At 36.5% G+C, this 13,737-nt stretch carries 17 protein-coding genes; 11 read left to right on the forward strand and 6 right to left on the reverse strand.

All coding sequences use genetic code 11. The features are described 5' to 3' along the window. Window positions 1–113: 113 nt before the first annotated feature. The gene (locus tag JTI58_RS06895; protein ID WP_205446014.1) at window positions 114–1,505 is read left to right on the forward strand and encodes a MocR-like pyridoxine biosynthesis transcription factor PdxR; all 1,392 of its coding nucleotides are present in this window, start codon (window positions 114–116) and stop codon (window positions 1,503–1,505) included. A gap of 4 nt (window positions 1,506–1,509) precedes the next feature. Continuing rightward, entirely contained in the window at window positions 1,510–2,001 is a 492-nt protein-coding gene (locus JTI58_RS06900) for an SRPBCC family protein (RefSeq protein ID WP_243456346.1), read from the forward strand. Window positions 2,002–2,046: 45 nt separating this feature from the next. On the opposite strand, the gene JTI58_RS06905 is transcribed toward JTI58_RS06900, so the two are convergent. From JTI58_RS06905 to JTI58_RS06915, 3 genes are all read right to left on the reverse strand, one after another. Further along, window positions 2,047–2,811: a hypothetical protein gene (locus JTI58_RS06905; protein ID WP_205446016.1), complete on the reverse strand. Its 765-nt coding sequence runs from the start codon at window positions 2,809–2,811 to the stop codon at window positions 2,047–2,049. A 61-nt stretch (window positions 2,812–2,872) separates the two neighbouring features. Beyond that, entirely contained in the window at window positions 2,873–4,504 is a 1,632-nt protein-coding gene (abc-f, locus tag JTI58_RS06910) for a ribosomal protection-like ABC-F family protein (protein ID WP_205446017.1), read from the reverse strand. A gap of 320 nt (window positions 4,505–4,824) precedes the next feature. After that, window positions 4,825–5,187, reverse strand: coding sequence for a hypothetical protein (locus JTI58_RS06915; RefSeq protein ID WP_131520959.1), 363 nt, complete (start codon window positions 5,185–5,187; stop codon window positions 4,825–4,827). 132 nt (window positions 5,188–5,319) lie between these two features. Between JTI58_RS06915 and JTI58_RS06920 the strand changes: the two genes are divergently transcribed. The 3 genes from JTI58_RS06920 to JTI58_RS06930 all read left to right on the forward strand — a co-directional run bounded on the left by JTI58_RS06920 (window position 5,320) and on the right by JTI58_RS06930 (window position 7,577). Continuing rightward, window positions 5,320–6,177: an endo alpha-1,4 polygalactosaminidase gene (locus JTI58_RS06920; protein WP_205446018.1), complete on the forward strand. Its 858-nt coding sequence runs from the start codon at window positions 5,320–5,322 to the stop codon at window positions 6,175–6,177. Window positions 6,178–6,280: 103 nt separating this feature from the next. Further along, window positions 6,281–6,763, forward strand: coding sequence for a DUF2243 domain-containing protein (locus JTI58_RS06925; RefSeq protein WP_243456348.1), 483 nt, complete (start codon window positions 6,281–6,283; stop codon window positions 6,761–6,763). Window positions 6,764–6,776: 13 nt separating this feature from the next. Beyond that, a complete protein-coding gene (locus tag JTI58_RS06930; RefSeq protein WP_205446019.1) occupies window positions 6,777–7,577 on the forward strand; it encodes a cytochrome c oxidase assembly protein in 801 nt (266 codons plus the stop codon). 14 nt (window positions 7,578–7,591) lie between these two features. On the opposite strand, the gene JTI58_RS06935 is transcribed toward JTI58_RS06930, so the two are convergent. Next, the gene (locus tag JTI58_RS06935) at window positions 7,592–8,101 is read right to left on the reverse strand and encodes a DNA-deoxyinosine glycosylase (RefSeq protein ID WP_205446020.1); all 510 of its coding nucleotides are present in this window, start codon (window positions 8,099–8,101) and stop codon (window positions 7,592–7,594) included. Window positions 8,102–8,119: 18 nt separating this feature from the next. Further along, on the reverse strand, window positions 8,120–8,914 hold the full coding sequence (locus tag JTI58_RS06940; protein ID WP_205446021.1) for a DUF2268 domain-containing putative Zn-dependent protease: 795 nt from the start codon (window positions 8,912–8,914) through the stop codon (window positions 8,120–8,122). 105 nt (window positions 8,915–9,019) lie between these two features. Between JTI58_RS06940 and JTI58_RS06945 the strand changes: the two genes are divergently transcribed. After that, window positions 9,020–9,280: a hypothetical protein gene (locus JTI58_RS06945; RefSeq protein ID WP_205446022.1), complete on the forward strand. Its 261-nt coding sequence runs from the start codon at window positions 9,020–9,022 to the stop codon at window positions 9,278–9,280. Between the two features lie 65 nt (window positions 9,281–9,345). Here JTI58_RS06945 and JTI58_RS06950 read toward each other — a convergent pair whose 3' ends face one another. Continuing rightward, window positions 9,346–10,080, reverse strand: coding sequence for a polysaccharide deacetylase family protein (locus JTI58_RS06950; protein WP_205446023.1), 735 nt, complete (start codon window positions 10,078–10,080; stop codon window positions 9,346–9,348). A gap of 270 nt (window positions 10,081–10,350) precedes the next feature. Here JTI58_RS06950 and JTI58_RS25055 point away from each other — a divergent pair, with 270 nt between their 5' ends. From JTI58_RS25055 to JTI58_RS06970, 5 genes are all read left to right on the forward strand, one after another. Next, complete coding sequence (locus JTI58_RS25055) at window positions 10,351–10,473, forward strand: hypothetical protein (RefSeq protein ID WP_279381314.1); 123 nt, start codon at window positions 10,351–10,353, stop codon at window positions 10,471–10,473. A 200-nt stretch (window positions 10,474–10,673) separates the two neighbouring features. Next, window positions 10,674–10,976: a YunC family protein gene (locus JTI58_RS06955; RefSeq protein WP_205446024.1), complete on the forward strand. Its 303-nt coding sequence runs from the start codon at window positions 10,674–10,676 to the stop codon at window positions 10,974–10,976. Between the two features lie 108 nt (window positions 10,977–11,084). After that, a complete protein-coding gene (locus JTI58_RS06960) occupies window positions 11,085–11,711 on the forward strand; it encodes a DUF2238 domain-containing protein (RefSeq protein WP_205446025.1) in 627 nt (208 codons plus the stop codon). A 47-nt stretch (window positions 11,712–11,758) separates the two neighbouring features. Next, window positions 11,759–12,403 (forward strand): SIMPL domain-containing protein, encoded by a 645-nt coding sequence (locus JTI58_RS06965; protein WP_205446026.1) that lies wholly within the window; start codon window positions 11,759–11,761, stop codon window positions 12,401–12,403. 94 nt (window positions 12,404–12,497) lie between these two features. Continuing rightward, on the forward strand, window positions 12,498–13,517 hold the full coding sequence (locus JTI58_RS06970; protein WP_279381315.1) for an MFS transporter: 1,020 nt from the start codon (window positions 12,498–12,500) through the stop codon (window positions 13,515–13,517). Window positions 13,518–13,737: the final 220 nt, after the last annotated feature.

Genomic DNA, 13,737 nt, shown 5'->3' on the forward strand with positions numbered 1-13,737 from the left:
ATTTATTCCCCCTCTTCGGTATTGGTAAGTACTTTATCATGATAAAATTGGTAACTGTAGAACCACTTTAAAGTGATTTTAAAGGTACCACTTTCAAATCGGAGGTATGTAAAATGTTATGGATACCTATTGATCGAGCATTAGATATTCCTTTAAATCGTCAAATCTATCAGCAAATACGGGAAAAAATTTTAAGTGGACACCTTCAGGCAGGAGAAAAATTAGTATCCACACGAGAGCTTTCAGTAGAATTAAAAGTATCAAGAAATGTCATATTAGAAGCTTATGATCAGTTACTAGCCGAAGGATTTTTAATTGCACGAAGAGGAGCTGGTACATTTGTTGCAGAAGGGGCGTTGCTACCACAACAGGCCAAACCTTTTATTACAAATAAAGCAGGAGATTCAATAGTAGGGAAAGAAGTTATAAACTTACGCTCGGGTATTCCAGCACTCGACTTGTTTCCTCGTAAAACTTGGGCGAAGATAAGTCATCAACTTTGGCACGATAGTGAATCCTCCATATTGGGATACGGGGTTCCAGAGGGACGCATAGAATTAAGGCATACTCTTGCCCACTACTTATTAAGGACAAGGGGCGTTGAATGTCATCCAGAGCAAATTATTATTACATCTGGTGCGACACAGGCAATGATGCTTGTTTCAAGATTATTGCTGTCACCTAATGATCTTGCTATTATGGAAGATCCTATAACGAATGATATTCAAACTATCTTTAAAGCTTCTGGTGCTACCATTTATCCGATACCAGTAGATGAATTTGGGATGAAAACAAGTCTATTACCAGATAATATAGATCCTAAACTTGTCTTTCTAACTCCCTCTCATCAATTTCCTTTAGGAAGTACCTTACCTATTCAACGTAGAATTCAATTAATTGAGTATGCTAGAAAGAATCATTGCTTTTTAATTGAAGATGATTATGATAGTGAGTTTCGCTACGAAGGGCCACCTGTTAGCTCTTTACAGGGCCTAGACCCAGAGCTTGTTCTCTACATCGGTTCTTTTAGTAAAATTCTCTCTCCCGCATTAAGAATAGGATACATTATCCTACCAACACAGCTTACTGAAAAATGCCGCCAATTAAAATGGTTTACGGACTTACATACACCTTCCTTAGACCAGCTTATCCTTTCTCGCTTTATAGAGGAGGGCTATATGGAAAGACATATTACAAAAATGAAGAAGTTCTATAAAAGCCAACGTGATTTTCTGATTCAATGTTTACAATCCACTTTTTCACATAACATAAAGATATTCGGCTATTCTACAGGTATGCACTTAGTTGCAGAATTTGAGAAGATTGATTTTACACAAAACTTATTAGTGAAAATAGAGCAATTTGGTGTAAAGGTTTACCCAGTAGAGGATCATACAATTAAAAAGGGAAAATATAATAACAGATTGATTATTGGCTATGGTCATTTACAAAAGCATGAAATCGAACTAGGCATCACTAGACTTTTTCAAGCAATTTATCATTAGGAGGATGTCTGTGCTAGCTACTATTGAAAAACAATCAAATTACCATATTGCTACATTCAAACGACCATTACTATATTCAATAGATGCCGTTTGGGCCGCTATGACTAACAATGAAAACCTACAAAAATGGATGAGTAATTTAGAAATCATTGAGCTACGTAAGAACGGAAAAATACATTTTAATATGAATGATGGAACAGGTACCTTTGAGGAAATAACCATCACTGATTATGCTGAGAAAGAAGTACTAGAATTTGATTGGGGAACAGATACGGTGAGATTTGAACTATCTTCTACTGACGATGGTTCATTATTGGTAGTAGTGGAGACACTTCAAGAGCTGACAGAGCATACACCGAAGGATTTAGCAGGGTGGCATATATGCCTTGATATGTTAACAGATTTATTAAATAGCGTTGAACATCAATATTTCCCAATGGAAGAGTGGCAACAACGCTTCAGCGAATACAAAAAACTTCTGAATACTGTAAAGTAAATACTACAAAAAAATCCTAGAGCATCCGTTACTCTAGGATTTCGACTATTGATAAAATGCTGTAGCTATGGCTAGTGCTTTTAAAGGGTCTTTGATTGAATCGAGTGTGTAAACAAGCTTTTCATCCTGCCACACAATTAAATTACCTGATTGATAGACATCTAGCTGAGCCATACCATATTGCCTTGGGATAGGCAGCATGTGACTTTCTAAATACTTTACTGCCTGCTTAGCTAGCTTAATACCTGCATCAGGATTATCAGTTCGTGTATGGGTGGCAATTGCCCATCGCCCTTCATTCCAACCAGTCCATAATGAGCCGGCACCTGCATCTTGATAACCTTTTATATTGTAACCAAGCTCAACCTCTTGCCCACCATTTTGATTAAAATTATCAAATGCTATCTGTGTACTTGCACCTTCCATACTTTTATATTGCTTGACAAGCAATCTTCCAATAACAGTCGCTGACTTCTTTAATCGAATATCATTAATTGGCATATTCTCTTTGCTCTCATAAAAGATAACTTCAACCTGGTCGCCCTGTGTCCTTGTTGTAGCTGTTAAAAATGCACCCTCTGCAATAGGTAACGTTGTTGGCATTTTTATTGGTACATCAAAATGAATCTGCTCCTTTATTTGTTGAAGAGCTTCAGTTTGTACTTGAACAATATCACTTTCATCCATATTAGACTGTGTTACAGATGTATCGGTTTCATTCTCATGTTCTTGATCATTCTTATCCCGTTCAGCACAAGCACTTATGCTACAAATGCTTAACAATAAAAAGAGAAATACTGCCTTTTTCATCATGTTAACCCCCATTTCTCTCCATATTTTCCCCTGGAAAAGGTTAACTTAAACGTTTCAATTATCGAAGCTCATTGATCTGCTTCGTCAGCTCGTTAAACTTTTGGTCAAGCATTGCGTAGTCCTTATCTTTTGCTGTTAGAAAGCTTAGTTTGCCTAAAATCTCTTGCCTTTCCGTTTCTAGCTTTAAACGAAGTGCCGCTGTATCATCCACTTTTTCAGGTGTAACTTCTGTCCATTTTTTCTCGAGGTGCTGACTGTGAAGCTCCCAAACACTACTCGTAACTTTTTGTAGAAAGTATCGATCATGGGAGACGACAAGCAATGTCCCCTTATATTGGGCAAGTGTGTGCTCTAACTGCTCACGTGAAGGTAGGTCAAGATGATTTGTCGGCTCATCTAAAATAAGTACATTTTTATCCTCTAAAATATAGGCCATCAGCTTACACTTTACGCGCTCTCCCATACTCATTTTGCCTATGGCGGATGTCCAATGTGCCTGTGTAAATCCTAGATTCTTCATTAAGTTGCGGACTTTTCCACGCTCTTCAAATGTGTCTTGATAAAAATATTGCTCTGGTGTCTGATCAAGTGGTAAATCAAATACTTCCTGTGTCAGGTAACCAATGTTTGCAGCTGGTGATAGCCATACTTCACCCTCAGCTTCTAGCTTGCCTAAAAGTACTTTTAAAAAACTTGTTTTTCCACTGCCATTCTTTCCTGTAATGGCTATCTTATCTCCAAATTGAGCAGTAATATTAACACCGTTAAATAACGTGCGTTCACCAAATTTTAAAGATACGTGCTTGATTTCCAGTAAGCGCTTGCCAACTCGTTGATTCGTGCCTAAAGAAAAACGAATCTCTGCTTCTGGCTCCACCGCCTCCACTCTTGTCTTTGCAAGCTCTGCTTCTAATCGCTTTTTCTTAGATTTCACCTGCGAATCTAAACGTTTTGCTTTCACACGATGGTACTCCTTAAAGCCTTCCAGTTTTGTTGACTGAGCGTGGCCCTTTTGTGACCAAGACGTCAGTTCCGACATTTGAGCCTCAATCCGGTCAATGTTTTTTTGCTGCTTCTCGTAGGCACGTTGTTGTGTTAATCTTCGGTGCTCTCTTTCAGTCATATAGCTTGTATAATTGCCTTCATGTTCAATAAGACGCTTATCCTCAATAGACCAGATTTTTGTAGCAACCTTATCTAAAAAATAGCGATCATGTGATACCACGATGATCGTCCCCTTATAGTTTTGTACTTGTTTCATGAGAAATGCTGTACTTTGTTCATCTAAATGATTAGTGGGTTCATCAAGTAATAAAATTTGCGCATTCTGAGAAAAACCTTCTGCAAGACGCATTTTCAGCTTTTCTCCCCCACTTAACGCTGCAAATGACACATTGGGTACCTGCCATTTAGCCAGCAGATCAGCCTCTCTTGCGGATATTTCTAGTTTGTCAAAATGAGCTAGCTCCTGTTCAACAAATGAAATTTTTAAAGCCTGTGACTCCTGTATTGCTCCCTTAGTAGGCAATAATGCACCTCGAATCAATTGTAATAATGTTGATTTCCCAGCACCATTTCTCCCTATAATGCCGATGACCTCACCTTGTTTTACTGTGCCTGTCACATGTTCAAATAGTAATGTATCCTTTATTTCATAACGTATATCCTGTAATTTTAAAAGTTCCTTCATATTATCCATCCTCTCCAGTTGGAGGGACAAAAAAATCCCTCCAATTAATTTGGAAGGATTAGTCGCTACAATATCATACTCAAATAAGCTCCAAAATCTTTATGAAAACAATCTTTGGAGTAGCTAAATATCAGCAGCTGTTTGCTAATATAAAGCAATTCTTATGAAAAATGGGCAGACTAATCCTATTTTTGTTGTTCGTGAAATATAAAATTTCCTATACAAAAATTAAGATTAGTTATTCATTAGCCACCCATCTTCCCTTCATTTATCGTTACCGTCATTGTAACATCATTTTTTAAAAAATTAAACTCCCTAGTCTATCTAAAACATTCATAGGAGCGAATTTGATTTCTTGAAATGGTACGGAAATACCAGCCATATCTTCGACTCCATCGGAAGCCAGCAATGATTTCCCTTCCTACAGCTGTTGGGAAAAACCAAAAACTTCTACCACTATTCATCCAAATATACGTATTTCTAAACAAACAGGAACGTATACCACTTGATCCTACTCGCCAAGCTGGAATAGGTGGCGAAAAACCTGGCGGTGTGCTCATTGGCATTTGTCCTGCTGGAGGGGGTCCGAAATGACTTGGCCCAAATGACGTTGTTTCAAAATCATTATAATCTCCCCAACCAGGTCTTCTAAAATTATCTTCTCTAAATGGATTATTATACACACAAACCCTCCTTTTACATTATTCAATATATGTAAAAGGGCGATTAACCGTTGAGCCATTGCCCATTTATCGAAGGTAATCCATTTCCTATTACTGTATAATGGAAGGGATATTTTTCAAAAAGGAGTCCTTATGAAAAAATTATTGTTACCCTTACTAGCCATGCTTATCGCAGGGGGTATGTGGATGCTGCTTGCTAAAAATCCAGTATCTCCTTCCACTAGTATCCAAGCAAAACTTGCTGATGTGAAAGATTACAAATACTACTTAGATAAAGGCAATGATGCCATTGGCAAGAGCATGATGAAGTTAGATTTAGTGATTGTAGAACCAATTGAAATGCAACAGAAGTATATCGTCAATGCTCAAAAAAGCGGTACTTTAGTGTACGGCTATATAAATGCGATGGAGGCAGACAAATGGAATACAGCACTTTATCATCAATTGAAAGAAGAAGACTTTTATCGAGACAAACAGGGTGAAAAAATGTATTTTGCCGAATGGGACTCTTATTTAATGGATATGACTTCTACGCACTATCAAGACATTTTACTAGCAGAAATCAAGAAGCAAATTGTTCAGAAAGGCTTAGATGGCGTGTTTTTAGATACGGTCGGTAATATCAATTCTTATTTACCTGAAGATGAGCAAAAGTGGCAAAATGAAGCCATGTTATCTTTTATCCAACAAATCAAAAAACGTCATCCCGATTTATCTGTTGCTCAAAATTGGGGCTTTCAAACACTTGCCGATTATACAGCGCCCTATGTTGACTTTATTATGTGGGAGGATTTTTCTTATCCTGTGGTAGGAAAAGATGAATGGTCACTCGATATGATGCAAAAGCTTGTCCACATACGCAATAAATTTGGTACACAGGTGATGACAATTGGTTTTGAAGATGAATCAAAAAGCCGTGCTTTAGCTGAGAAGCATCACTTCAAATTCTTTTACAGTCCTGCTGGTTCTTACTATAATAGCTGGCAATAATCATAGCTTCCCCCTGACAAACAACTGTTTTTGGGGGATGTTTGTTTAAGAGCTCACCAGGGGTAGACTAAAAGAAATTCAGCTTGAGGTGATAGGATTGGATATGACGAAAATGTATGAAGAACAAAAACATAAGCATGAAAACCGCTTTCAGTATAAGCAGCGTAACATGTGGACAGGGATTTTATTCGGGCTTGGGATTGTGGCATTTATAGATGAGGTAATTTTTCACCAATTATTACATTGGCATCATTTCTATGATAAATCTACAGCTGCTGTTGGGTTAGTTTCAGATGGTTTATTTCATGCATTCAGCTTTTTTGCTACGATTGGATCTGCTTTTTTATTGGCTGACCTACATAGAAAACATGGATTTTGGCTAAAAAGATGGCTAGGCGGTATTTTTCTTGGAGCTGGTGTATTTCAGCTTTACGACGGAATCATACAACATAAATTCATGAACCTGCATCAAATTCGTTACAACGTTGAAATACTTCCCTATGATATCGTTTGGAACATACTAGCGGCTCTTTTCATTGTTATCGGTATTGTCTTATTACTACAAACAAATCAAAAAGGATGGTAGGAGGTGGCGCATCTTGCATGCTCATGAAGCTCATGCTCAAAACTTTCTCATCATGGTTCAGCTACTACTCGCTTTGCCATTTTTTATCGCTCTTATATTGTATATCCTCGCTGTTATTATTTCGAATCAACATAAAAAACAATGGCCTCATTTTCGTACTATCTGTTGGATTGTTGGGAATGTCTGTGCTCTTATTACATTAGTTGGCCCATTGGCTTCTCTTAGTCATATCCATTTTGACGCACATATGATAGGGCATTTATTGCTTGGCATGCTTGCCCCATTACTTATGGTATTAGCAGCACCCATAACACTACTGTTAAGAACCTTACCAGTGGACAACGCACGTACTCTTTCTCGGATATTAAAAAAACCGTATGTTTGTTTTATTCGTCATCCAATTATTGCATCTATTTTAAATGTAGGTGGCTTATGGTTACTCTATACAACATCACTCTTCAACTTGATGCATGAACATATACTACTGTATGTATTCATTCATCTTCACATTTTTCTAGCGGGTTATTTGTTCACCATTGCCTTTATTTATATTGATCCTGCCCCACATCCATACTCTTATGTCTTTCGATCCCTTACATTAGTAATAGCATTAGCAGCTCATGCCATATTGGCAAAATTTATTTTTGCAAATCCGCCTCATCATGTACCAACCTCAGAGGCAGAACTAGGTGCTAAGATCATGTACTACGGTGGAGATGCTATTGAAATCCTACTTGTGTATATTCTCTTCTATCAATGGTTTAAAAGCACAAGGAATGCTATCCACCCCAAGGCAGCTACTTCATCACGCTAATCTCGCCCTGTTGTTTAGAATAAATAGGATTGGATAATCCGCCAATCCTCTAGCTTTTCAGTGAAGGATTTAATGTTTTTTCCTGGTATTGGACTTGTTGATGGCATTTTTTTATAGGCTCGTCCATCTAAAAGCTCTAAGCCAATATGCTTTTTAAAAACCTCAAATGCTTTCGCTCCATTAAAAAGCACTAATTGGATAGTAGGATATTGTTCAAAAAGAATTTGAAAATCATTAGGCTTTTCATTGCGAATCGCTGCATCTAAGCTTCCTTCACGCTCACAAGTTGCAATCGTGTCCCAAAGACCGATTGCATTGCTTTTTAATAAGGCTATTCTCTCTGTATAATCATCTGGAATCGCTGTCTCTAATAACTCACCAATAATGGGCCAAAAGTGATTGCGTGGATTGCCATAATATTGCTGTTTCTCTAACGATTGTTTTCCTGGCATCGATCCAACAATTAACACCTTTGTTGCTGAATCTACGATTGGTAATAATACATTTTTTAATTCATTGGACACAACAATCACTCCTTTTCTCTATTGTAGCGGAAAATTCGAACCAACAAGTAAATCTTGGCTTGAAATGAACAAAGGATGGTGGCATGAATGATTTATTTTATATGACTGCACAATTTTGTAGCCTATACAGTAGCCTATCCAAGGTGGGAGGTCCCCCCCGTATAGAAATGGGCCATGTTGTTCGATTCCTTGAAGTTGTAAATTCGGTAAAAAATGAGTCTCCCATAAAGCTAAAAGTTCTTTATCTGAGTAGGATTGTATCCAAGGAGCTATCCACTTTTCTCCGTATAATTCCTTCACCGCATCTTCTGCTAATCCTTCTAAAATAAGAGAATCCAATAAAGTCATATCCTCTAAAGTTTTTCTTAATATGTGTATACGGCAAACATGGTTATATTCATGAGCTAGTAAAGCTTGAAGTTCCTGCTTTTCTAAATCACCAACAAATAAAAAAAGCGAATGAGGATAAGCGACACCATTTTTATTGGTCATCGTTTGCTGCTGAGTAATCGGAAAAATATAAATAGGTATTGATGGTCCATTCCATTTCCTCTGTAAGTATAGAAACTCCTGCTGTACGCAGTCCCACACATTGTGCTTCTTTAATTTTTCAACATCGACTTCCTCATGCGGTAAAAAAAGCCCCTGTTGCTGTAATGTATAGTGAATTTCTTCGGGAAGCCCATCTCGAAATAGATTGACTAAACGATCACAAAGAATCGAGCATTGTAAGCTAGTTAGCTCATCCTTTCTAGTGGATTTTCTGGCACTTATAAATTCATTTAACCACTTATCTGTTGACACAACAGCCATATCATCACCTCTTCACAGCATATGTCTTGAATAGACAATCGGCTAGTGATAAATGCATTAAATCGCATATATTAGCTTGTAATGACATCGAAAGGGGGGATATGTGTGAATCCAACTGATGCTTATAGTCTTTGCTGTAAATATCATGGTAAACGTGTTCGAATCTCGGATTCATCTGGTAAAGTACATGTTGGAGAAATCACAAGGGTAGATAGAAGACAGGTATGGATTCTACCTGATAGAAGATATAGTGGTTACGGTTTAGGATTTTGGGGATTTGGAGGGTATGGAGGAGAAGGTTTTGGCTATGGAATTGCTTTAGGAACAATTTTAGGTATTGCGCTAGCTCCAATTATTTTCTTCTAACTCAAACCTTTTATTTAAATGAAAAAGAAGCCATTTCAAACCTTGTTGAGATGGCTCATTTTTCATTATTGAACTTGCTCTTGTTGCTGTTTGCTTTCAATCAACTCGGATATTGTAACAAATGTGTAGCCTTGTTTTTTTAATGCAGGGATTATTTCTTCTAGTGCTTTAATTGTTTGTGTACGGTTTCCACCACCATCATGAAATAAAATAACATCTCCAGGCTTTGTCCCCTTCATCACCTTTTGCACAATCTTCTTTACACCTGGCTCTTTCCAATCTTGTGTATCCTGATGCCAAGACCACATCACAACCTTGTAACCGTCCTTAACAGCAGCATTAATCATAGCATCCGTGTAATTTCCACCAACGGGACGGAATAAAACTGGGGAAAAACCAGTAATACTATAAATCGTGTCATTTGTCTGTTGAAGCTCCTCATGCAATTTTTTGATGGAAATTTTAAATGGATGTGTATACGTATGATTTGCTAATTCATGGCCTTCTGTATAAGAACGTAAAACAAGCTCTGGATATTTTTCTGCATTTTTTCCAATAATAAAAAAGGTGGCTTTTGCATCATATTTTGCTAATAAATCAAGCACAGCCGCTGTGTATTTAGGATGTGGACCATCATCAAAGGTGAGTGCAACAATTTTATCCTCTGTATTGATATCCCAAACAACTTCACCTGTCTCCTCATAATAAGGACGACCTTTATCTGCGTATCCTTCCTGCACTAAAAATCCCGAGATGATTAAAAAGAAAACCATAAAAATGAATACATAAATACGTGTCATAGCATCACCTCCCAAGTCCGTAATCACAGAACTCCGTCAACTTACTATTTACGAATTGCAATGAAATATACTTGTATAGGACTGTCTGTTTTCTCCTTTTAATTATTTCAAGAAAATTTTAAGCATTATTTATAATTTTGAACATTATGTGAAAATCATTGAATAGTACTTTATTTTTTTCTTTATTGATGTAAAATAAAATCAACATTGATATATAACAGTTTTATAAAAAATAAAATGTTATGTAACACAACGAAAGGGATGACATATATGTGGGTTATTACAGTATTTGAAGAAAATACTTATCGCATGTTTGAGTATAGTTCTAAAAGTGAGGCAACAAATGCATTAAACAATTTTAAGCAAACAGCTTTGCTTTCTTATACAAGATAAAGAATAACGGAATCTATTCATCAGAGTAGATTCCTTTTTTGTTATAAATAAAGTGCCTTCCATGCTTCCACTAATCATCCATCCTATTCACTTTCATCCTTATACATCTAGCAACATGGTTAGTAATGATTTTTTTCATAAAAATGTCGAACACCTTGCTAGTTATCACCATATGTATATAGAGAAAAGGAGTGATTTCAATGGTGACAATTGAACCTATTATGATTAAAGGGCATTTCTTCACAGCAGTAGTTGTTCAATTACCTAAAACAACATTACTAACCATTTCTAATGATACAGGCTACATTATGTGTGGCGCTTTAGATGTAGGCCTATTAAATAGTCGCTTAGTTGATCGTAGAATTATTGCTGGTCGTGCAGTAGGCGTAAAAACGATTGATGAGCTATTAACAGCTCCATTAGAATCCGTAACATATGAAGCAGAGCAGCTTGGTATTACTGAAGGAATGACTGGCGTAGAGGCGCTTTTAAAAATGATCTAATTGGCTAGAAAAAAGCGTCAACTAGACGCTTTTCTTTTTGTCCACAAACCGATATTGAATAAGCAAATTCCCCATCTCCCATACTGTGGAACAAAGGGAGTTGTTGTTATGACTACGAGGCAACATTTTAAAATACACGTCATTTTACTTATTATCGTTTTAATTGTTTTCATCTGGTCTGTTATAAAACCATCCTCCTATTTAGATTGGCTAGCTGAAGTTAGTCCAGGAATTGTGGCAATAACAGTCGTTGTTTGTATCTATCATAAGTTCCGTTTCACCACATTTTCTTATATCATCATTGCTCTATTGTCGATCCTTACTTTTATAGGTGGGCATTATACCTATTCGGAAGTCCCTCTTTTTAATTGGATAAAAGAAGAATTTCATTTACAACGTAATCACTATGATCGCTTTGGCCATTTTTTAAAAGGTTTACTAGCCATCGTAATAAGGGAAATACTAATCAGGAAAACACCACTTGTAAAAGGAGCTTGGCTTACAGGTATTACAATCAGTATTCTGCTCGCAATTGCTGCTTTTTATGAAATCATTGAATGGTTAAGTACAAGAATCTCGAAGGGTAGTAAAGGAGCAAAGGATTTTTTAGGAATGCAAGGAGATCGATGGGATGCACAATGGGACATGTTTTTGGCCTTGCTCGGAACTATTTTAACTTTACTTTTATTCACAAAGCTCCATGACAAATTTTTAAAGAAACTAAACAAGTCATAAATGTTTTTGCATAGCATGATTATATAACCTATGAAAGGTGGTATTAGATGTACTATGCACAGGTCAATCAACAAGCACATCATCCATCACGTACTATGACTGTAACCGGGAATGGACAGGTAATGGCTACTCCTAGCTCTACACAAATACAAATTGAAGTCCAAACACAGGGCAACAATGTACAAGGTCCTCAACAGGAAAATGCGACGATTATGAATCAAGTTATACAATCACTCATTGCACTTGGTATTCCAAGAGATCAAATTCAAACTGCTAGTTATAGGATCACACCACTATATAATTTTGAAGATGGCAAACAAATTTTTAATGGCTATGAAGTAGTCAATGCGATTTCCGTCAACGTGGCGAATACCAATAATTTGGGCTTAATCATTGATACAGCTGTAGAAAATGGGGCCAATCGAATTGCCAACATTCAGTTCAAAATGGACCATACCGGTGCTTATTATCAGCAAGCATTAAGTTTAGCGCTACAGAATGCTCAATTGAAGGCGAAAACAATAGCAGAAACGATGCACCTGCCTTTGCAACCACTTCCTATAGAAATTGTGGAAGAGCAGGCTAACACACCGATACTTTATCGCTCTATGGCTGTTTCCTCGGGAGTTACGCCTATAGAACAGGGACAAATTGCAATTGATGCTACTGTTCGTGTAAAATTTCAATACTAAAGTTAGGAGCCTTCCACTAGTCAAATAGTGGAAGGCTCCTTAGTGTTGAAAAACAAAACAGTCAATTGAAAGGTAGAAATATTTAGCTTTCGGCTTGTATGGTGCTATCATTGGAGTGGCCTTTACCTTTGGCTTAATATTAGGAGGATTATTAGTTCATTGGAATCTATTTAACGGCGGTTGGCGAACTGTATTTTTTTTCAATGTTCCAATTGGCATGCTAGTACTCCTTTTGCTCCCTTTTATACCGGAGTCAACGGATAAGAAATCCAATCATATTGATTGGATGGGTTCAATTTTATTAATGGTTAGTATATTTCTACTTATTTATCCTTTATCCGAAGTCCAACAACAAGGATGGCAAACTTGGATTTTTAGCTGTCTACTGCTTTCATTTGTTGTACTTATTTTGTTCATTTATCTTGAGCGATTTAAGCAAAAACTTCAACAGTCACCTCTCGTAGACCTAAGTTTATTTAAGCATCGCCCTTTTGTATTTGGCATTTGTTCTGTGCTATCTATTTACTTAAGTATGTTTGCTTTTTTCTTTATCCTTAGTTACTTTTTACAATATGGTCTAAAGTATGATACAGGAGAAACGAGCTTAGTTTTTCTACCAATAGGAATTGGATTCTTTTTAACGTCCATTGTTTCTTCAAAAATTATTAATAAATATGGTTTTATTGTTTTAAAAATGGGTGCATTATGTATGAGTATGTGTACTTTTTTACTTGTCCTTTTCTTATGGATGAAGCAATATAATTTACTCAGAACGGATGCAATAATCCTTTTATTCGTCTATGGTCTTGGACTTGGTTTTGCTACAACACCTTTAGCAAATGCCATATTGGGTAACATTCCAAAGATTCATATGGGGGTTGCTGCTGGTCTATTTACAACCTTTATGTACTTAGCAAATTCCTTAGCAGTCGCAGGTATTAGTATAGTATTTTCTTATTATTTAGGAACAAGTTTAGAGAGTGCTTCTTTCTTAAATTATATTCATGCTTTCACTGTAAGTTTAATTGTCATTGGACTGTTTTCTATGATAGCCTATATAATTTTGTCACTTTATCATAAATTGATTTTAAAAATAAAAATAAAGCAACATTAAAATATACTATTTTGTATGACAAACTCTGAATTATTTCGAGCTTGTCATACATTTCTATTATTTCACATTCATTATTCCTGCCTTATTTTTTAACTCTACCCTATTTTCTGCTCCCCCAATTCTCCCCTCCATTGAGTCCTTAGTATTTTTTTCTATCTTTAATCCCTTTAATTTAACTGTGATATCTGATGATTCACTATTTGCTATCAGCATTAATAAT

This window comes from Lysinibacillus fusiformis (assembly GCF_016925635.1).
GTDB lineage: Bacteria > Bacillota > Bacilli > Bacillales_A > Planococcaceae > Lysinibacillus > Lysinibacillus fusiformis_F.

What these genes read in the sequence shown, in the direction of transcription:
- JTI58_RS06925 (WP_243456348.1), top strand. Translation starts at nt 6,281, where the DNA reads ATGACGAAAATGTATGAAGAACAAAAACATAAGCATGAAAACCGCTTT.
- JTI58_RS06895 (WP_205446014.1), top strand. Translation starts at nt 114, where the DNA reads ATGTTATGGATACCTATTGATCGAGCATTAGATATTCCTTTAAATCGT.
- JTI58_RS06965 (WP_205446026.1), top strand. Translation starts at nt 11,759, where the DNA reads ATGTACTATGCACAGGTCAATCAACAAGCACATCATCCATCACGTACT.
- JTI58_RS06940 (WP_205446021.1), bottom strand. Translation starts at nt 8,914, where the DNA reads ATGGCTGTTGTGTCAACAGATAAGTGGTTAAATGAATTTATAAGTGCC.
- abc-f (WP_205446017.1), bottom strand. Translation starts at nt 4,504, where the DNA reads ATGAAGGAACTTTTAAAATTACAGGATATACGTTATGAAATAAAGGAT.
- JTI58_RS25055 (WP_279381314.1), top strand. Translation starts at nt 10,351, where the DNA reads ATGTGGGTTATTACAGTATTTGAAGAAAATACTTATCGCATGTTTGAG.
- JTI58_RS06955 (WP_205446024.1), top strand. Translation starts at nt 10,674, where the DNA reads ATGGTGACAATTGAACCTATTATGATTAAAGGGCATTTCTTCACAGCA.
- JTI58_RS06905 (WP_205446016.1), bottom strand. Translation starts at nt 2,811, where the DNA reads ATGAAAAAGGCAGTATTTCTCTTTTTATTGTTAAGCATTTGTAGCATA.
- JTI58_RS06960 (WP_205446025.1), top strand. Translation starts at nt 11,085, where the DNA reads ATGACTACGAGGCAACATTTTAAAATACACGTCATTTTACTTATTATC.
- JTI58_RS06900 (WP_243456346.1), top strand. Translation starts at nt 1,510, where the DNA reads ATGTCTGTGCTAGCTACTATTGAAAAACAATCAAATTACCATATTGCT.
- JTI58_RS06920 (WP_205446018.1), top strand. Translation starts at nt 5,320, where the DNA reads ATGAAAAAATTATTGTTACCCTTACTAGCCATGCTTATCGCAGGGGGT.
- JTI58_RS06950 (WP_205446023.1), bottom strand. Translation starts at nt 10,080, where the DNA reads ATGACACGTATTTATGTATTCATTTTTATGGTTTTCTTTTTAATCATC.